We start from the raw sequence: 5,672 nt of genomic DNA, 5'->3' as shown, positions 1-5,672 counted from the left end.
GGCGTGGCCTGCTCACCGGCGGAGCACTGGCCGCCGGCGGGGCCCTGGCCGGCGGTGCCGCGATCGCCGCCACCCGTGTCGGGAGGACCGGGCCGCCGTCGGCGACCGCCGCCGACACGACGCCCGTGGCTACCGTCGGCAGCCTGGTCGAGCCGTTCCACGGCGCCCGGCAGGCCGGGGTGGCCACCGAACCGCAGGCGCACGCGTCGTTCGTGGCCCTCACTCTGCGGGCCGGCGTCGACCGGGCCGCGCTGGGCCGGATGTTGCGGCTGCTCACCGACGACGCCGCCCGGCTCACCCAGGGCCGACCCGCGCTGGCCGACACCGAGGCCGAACTCGGGCTGCTGCCGGCACGGTTGACAGTGACCTTCGGCTTCGGGCCCGGCCTCTACCGGGCGGCCGGCGTCGACGACCGCCGGCCGGCGTCGGTCACCGACCTGCCGTCGTTCCGCATCGACCGGCTCCAGCCGGCCTGGTCCGGCGGCGACCTGCTGCTCCAGATCTGCGCTGACGACGCGATCTCCGTCGCCCACGCCCAGCGGGTCCTGATCAAGGACAGCCGACCGTTCGCCACTGTGCGGTGGGTCCAGCAGGGCTTCCGGCGCAGCCCCGGTGTCGAGCCGGGCGGCCACACCCAACGCAACCTGTTCGGTCAGCTCGACGGCACCGCCAACCCCCGACCCGGCGCACCCATGGACACCGCGCTCTGGGTGCCGGACGGCCCGGCGTGGCTGCGCGACAGCACCACAGTGGTGCTCCGGCGGATCAGCATGAACATGGAGACCTGGGATCTGCTCGGCCGGACCGACCGCGAACTCGCCGTCGGCCGACGGCTCGACACCGGCGCTCCGCTCACCGGCACCGCCGAACACGACGAACCCGATTTCGCCGCCACCGACGCCGACGGCCTCACCGTCATCCCCGACTTTTCGCACATGACCCGCGCCCACGTCACCGACGACCGGCTGAAGATCCTGCGCCGGCCCTACAACTACGACGGGGTGCCGACGGCGGAGGGCCACGCGGACAGCGGCTTGATCTTCACCTCGTACCAGGCCGACATCGCCCGGCAGTACCTGCCCATCCAGCGCCGGCTGGCCGATCGGGATCTGCTCAACGAGTGGACCACGCCGATCGGCTCCGCCGTCTTCGCCGTCCCGCCCGGATGCCAACCGGGCGGGTGGATCGGCGAGCAGGTGCTCGGATGACCACGCCGACCGTCATGACCGTACCGTCGTCCCGCCCCACCGCCGTCCGGCTCGGCGCGGCGGTGCTCGCCGTCCTCGTGGCCGTGCTCATCCCGGCGAGCCCGGCCTGGGCGCACAACTCGCTCAAGACGGCCACGCCCGCCCGGGACGCGACCGTGCAGAGCGCACCGACCGAGGTCACGCTCGAATTCATGCAGCGACTCGACCCGGCGTTCACCACCATCGTGCTCACCGACGCCGGCAAGCGGAAGCTTGCTATCGGCGAACCCGTGGTCACCGGCGCGAAGAGCACGGTCCAGGTGACCGACACCCTGCCGAACGGGACATACACGGTCGCCTACCGGGTCGTCTCCGTCGACGGGCACCCGGTGCAGGGGTCCTATCCATTCACTGTGGCCGATCCGACGTCCAGCGCCGCGCCGGTCGCCAACGTCAGCGCGTCGGCGCCCGCCCCGTCCACCGCCGCCGCTAAGTCCGGCGGCGGTCCGAGCACCGGCGTACTCGCCGCTGCTGCCGCACTGGCCCTCCTCGTCCTGGTGGCGGCTGGGCTGCTGTGGCGGCGGGCGGCCCGGCGCTGATCCGACCCGCCCGCGTGCGGTCGGCTCGCCCCAACACCTCACCAAGCAAGGTCAACACGTGTCCGACACCGATCCACAGCAGTTCGCCACCGACGATCCGAGCGGTGCCCGCACCGTCGCCACCGCCTCGGTAATCCCGACCGGTCCAGCCCCGTCCGCCGCCCGAGACAAGGGTTCTCCGAGATCCGGCTGGTTGGTCACTGTCGTCGCCGTCGCGTCGGGGGTCACAGTGTTGGTGCTCGGCCTGCGGGTCGGGGGTGCGCTCACGGCCGCGATTCCGGGCCTCCCCGACGCGGGACCGATCACGACCAGGGCGCTACCCGTGTTCCGGCTGCTGTCCGACGGCCTGGCCACAGTCACCGTCGGCATGCTGGTGACCGCCGCGTTCCTATTGCCCGGCGACGGACGCAGCGTCTCGCCGCACGGCTACCTGCTGCTGCGGCGGGCCGGTGTCGCCGCGCTCGGTTGGTCGGCGGCGGCGCTGTCCCTGATCGCGCTGACCGCCTCGGACCTGCTCGGCCAACCACTGACGACGCTCGGGCCCGCGACCGTCGTCAGTTTCGCCACCACCATCTCGCAGGGCCAGTCGCTCACACTCCAGGCCGCACTGGCAGTGGTCGTGGCGCTGCTGGCCAGATCCGGGGTGTCCCGTGGGCTCGCCGCGACCGTCGCGGTCCTGGCCCTGGTGGCGGTGCTGCCCCCGGCCTTCACCGGGCACTCCGCCGGGGCCGGTAACCACCAGATCGCCGTCACCAGCCTGGCCCTGCACATCCTCGCCGCCGCGGTGTGGATCGGCGCCCTCATCGCCCTGCTGGTGGTACGACGCAGTCGGCTGCTGGCCGACGCCGCCGCCCGGTACAGCCGCCTCGCCCTGGGCTGCTTCGTCGCCGTGACTGTCAGCGGGGCGGCCAACGCCGCCGTCCGCCTCGGTACGGTCGACCAGCTCTGGCACTCCCGCTACGGCTGGTTGGTGCTCGGCAAGGTCACCGCACTGCTGATCCTCGGCGTGCTCGGCGCGGCACACCGCTCCCGCGCCCTGCCGGCGCTGCGCGCCGGACGGCGGTGGGCGTTCGGCCGCCTGGCCGCCGGTGAACTGATCGTCTTCGCGGCCACCGTGGGGTTGGCGGTGGCGCTCTCGCGCAGCCCCACTCCCGTCGCCGAATCCGGCACCGACGCCGACCCGATCACCGAGTTGCTCGGCTTCCCGATGCCCACCGCACCCACCGCTGGCAACCTGCTCGGGCAGCCGCTGCCGGACATGTTCTTCCTGACCCTCTGCGCTCTCGGCATCGCTGGTTACCTGGCCGGTGTGCGACGGATGCACATCGCCGGGAACCGTTGGCCGGTCGCCCGGACGGCAAGTTGGGTGGGCGGGCTGCTGCTGCTCGCCGCGACCACCAACCTCGGTGTCGCCCGCTACGCGTACGTGCTGTTCAGCGCGCACATGGCCCAGCACATGGTGCTGTCGATGCTGGTGCCGATCCTGCTGGTCGGCGGCGCACCTGTCACCCTCGCCCTGCGCACCCTGCGTCGACCCGCCGACCCGGGGGTACGCGGTGCCCGGGAGTGGCTGCTGATCGCTGTGCACAGCCGGCTCACGAAACTACTCACCCATCCGCTCGTCGCGCTGGGCATCTACACCGCCAGCCTGTTCGGCCTGTACTTCAGCGATCTGCTCGGCGTGCTGATGCGCTCCCACCTCGGTCACCTCGCGATGCTCACCCACTTCGTGGTCGCCGGCTATCTGCTGTTCTGGGTGCTCATCGGGGTCGACCCGGGCCGCCGACGCCTCCCCCATCCCCTGCTGGTGATCATCCACCTGGCGTCGATGATGGCGCACGGCTTCTTCGGCCTGGTCCTCATGCAGACGACCACAGTGATCGCCCCCGACTGGTACCTCGCCGTGCACCCCGGCTGGGCCTCGTCGCTGCTGGCCGATCAGAAACTCGGCGCCGGCATCGCCTGGGCGTTCGGCGAGCTGCCCGCCGTCGTCGTCATGATCGTCCTGATTCGCCAATGGATCCGCGCCGACAAACGTGAACAGGGCCGCCTCGACCGGGCCGCCGACCGGGCGGACGCCACCGGCGCGGAGGACGACCTCGCCCGCTACAACGCGTTCCTCGCCGCAGCCGGACGGACCGACAGCGATCCGCGCCGCACGGTGCGGCCGGACCAGCAGTGACACCGGAAACCCGATCTTCGGGAACCACCGGCATCTCTCCCCCGACTACCACTCAGGGCCGACGCGACACCCCACCGGGCGACCAGACCAGTACGGGAAACAGCTTCGGGTGCTTCCCGACTCTTCCGATCGGATCACCATGTCTCTCACCGAACTGTCCGGCACGCCGACGCCGGAGCCCGCCACTACCATCGAGAAACCGGCCCGACCCGCCCGGCGCGCGTCACCGTTCGGCGCGCTGCTGCTGCGGCTGCACTTCTACGCCGGCATCCTCGTCGCCCCGTTCCTGGTGGTCGCCGCACTGACCGGCCTGGCCTTCACCACAACCCCGCAACTCGACACCATCCTCTACGGCGACCAGCTGACCGTCGCTCAGGTGGGTGACCGCCAGCTCCCGCTGGCCGAGCAGATCGGGGCCGCGCGCAACGCGCACCCCGACGGCAGCATCACCACTGTGCAACCCGGTGACGGCGACCGGACCACGAAGGTGGTGTTCTCCCTTCCCGAGCTCGGCGAGAACCAGCACACCGTCTACATCAACCCGTACACCGGCGAGTCCCAGGGGCAGCTGACCACCTGGTTCGGGTCCACACCGGTCACCACCTGGCTGGACGACCTGCACCGCCACCTGCACCTGGGCACCGTGGGCGAGCACTACTCCGAACTGGCCGCGAGTTGGCTGTGGGTGATGGCGCTCGGCGGGGTCATCCTCTGGTGGCGTCGACGCGGCGCCGCCAAAGCCGCCGCCCGGCACCTGCTCGTGCCGAACCTGTCCACCGCCAAGGGTGTGCGCCGTACCCGGGGATGGCACGCCACCACCGGCATCTGGCTCACCGTCGGGCTGCTTTTCCTCTCCGTCACCGGCCTGACCTGGTCCCGCTACGCCGGCGCGAACTTCGCCGCCGGCCTCGACGCGCTGAGCGCCCGCACTCCGGAGATCTCCACCAGCCTCACCGCCGGTCCCCCCGCCCCTGCCGAGACCGGCGGCGGCCACGAGCACGGTGCCGCCGGGGCTGGCGGGGTCGTCGAGTCGGCGGCCTTCGATCGGGTCCTGGCGGTCGCTCGCGGCGCGGGCCTCTCCGGGCCGGTCGAGATCAGCCCCGCGCCGGAGCCGGGCTCTGCCTGGACCGTCACGCAGGTCGACAACACCTGGCCGGTCAAGAAGGACCGCATCGCCGTCGACCCGGCCTCCGACACGGTCACCGCCCGCAGCGACTTCGCCGACTGGCCCCTGCTGGCCAAACTGAGCGGCCTCGGCATCCAGGCCCACATGGGGATCCTCTTCGGCCTGGTCAACCAGATCCTGCTCGCCGCGCTCGCCCTCGGCCTGCTCTGTGTCATCTTCTGGGGCTACCGCATGTGGTGGCAACGCCGACCCACCCGCGCCGACCGCCGTGCGATCGCCGGCACCCCGCCAGCGCGCGGCGGCGTACGCGGGCTGCCGCTCTGGGCGCTGCTGATCGGCGTACCGGTGACAGTGGCGATCGGCTGGACGCTGCCCCTGTTCGGGCTCACACTGCTGGCCTTCCTCGTCATCGACGTGGTGGTGGGTGCGGTGTCTCGACGCCGACGACCTGCCGCGGTTCCCACCTCCCCGGCACCCGCGGGCGGCGTTTACAGGAGGACCAGCACAACGGCACCGAAACCAGTCGATCCGGGCAGCATGAGGCGTGCCCGCCCGACCATGTATTTCCGCCCCGTAGA

General features: G+C 72.0%; 4 protein-coding genes. All 4 read left to right on the top strand.

Going from position 1 to position 5,672, the window contains the following annotated elements; genetic code table 11:
• Positions 1–1,208, top strand: a 1,208-nt coding sequence (locus AB0C20_RS34770) for a Dyp-type peroxidase (RefSeq protein WP_357569604.1), incomplete at its 5' end; no start/stop codon positions are given.
• Positions 1,205–1,786, top strand: a complete 582-nt coding sequence (locus AB0C20_RS34765; RefSeq protein ID WP_357569603.1) for a copper resistance protein CopC — start codon at positions 1,205–1,207, stop codon at positions 1,784–1,786. The genes AB0C20_RS34770 and AB0C20_RS34765, both read left to right, overlap by 4 nt.
• A 58-nt stretch (positions 1,787–1,844) precedes the next feature.
• Positions 1,845–3,968 carry a cytochrome c oxidase assembly protein gene (locus AB0C20_RS34760; protein ID WP_357177161.1) on the top strand — a complete coding sequence of 708 codons (2,124 nt, stop codon included), beginning with the start codon at positions 1,845–1,847 and terminating at the stop codon, positions 3,966–3,968.
• 139 nt (positions 3,969–4,107) lie between these two features.
• Positions 4,108–5,672, top strand: a 1,565-nt coding sequence (locus tag AB0C20_RS34755; RefSeq protein ID WP_357569602.1) for a PepSY domain-containing protein, incomplete at its 3' end; no start/stop codon positions are given.

Origin of the sequence: Micromonospora sp. NPDC048843 (assembly GCF_040649965.1) — a bacterium.
Lineage (GTDB): Bacteria > Actinomycetota > Actinomycetes > Mycobacteriales > Micromonosporaceae > Micromonospora > Micromonospora hortensis.
This window is presented reverse-complemented; position numbering and strand designations above follow the sequence as displayed.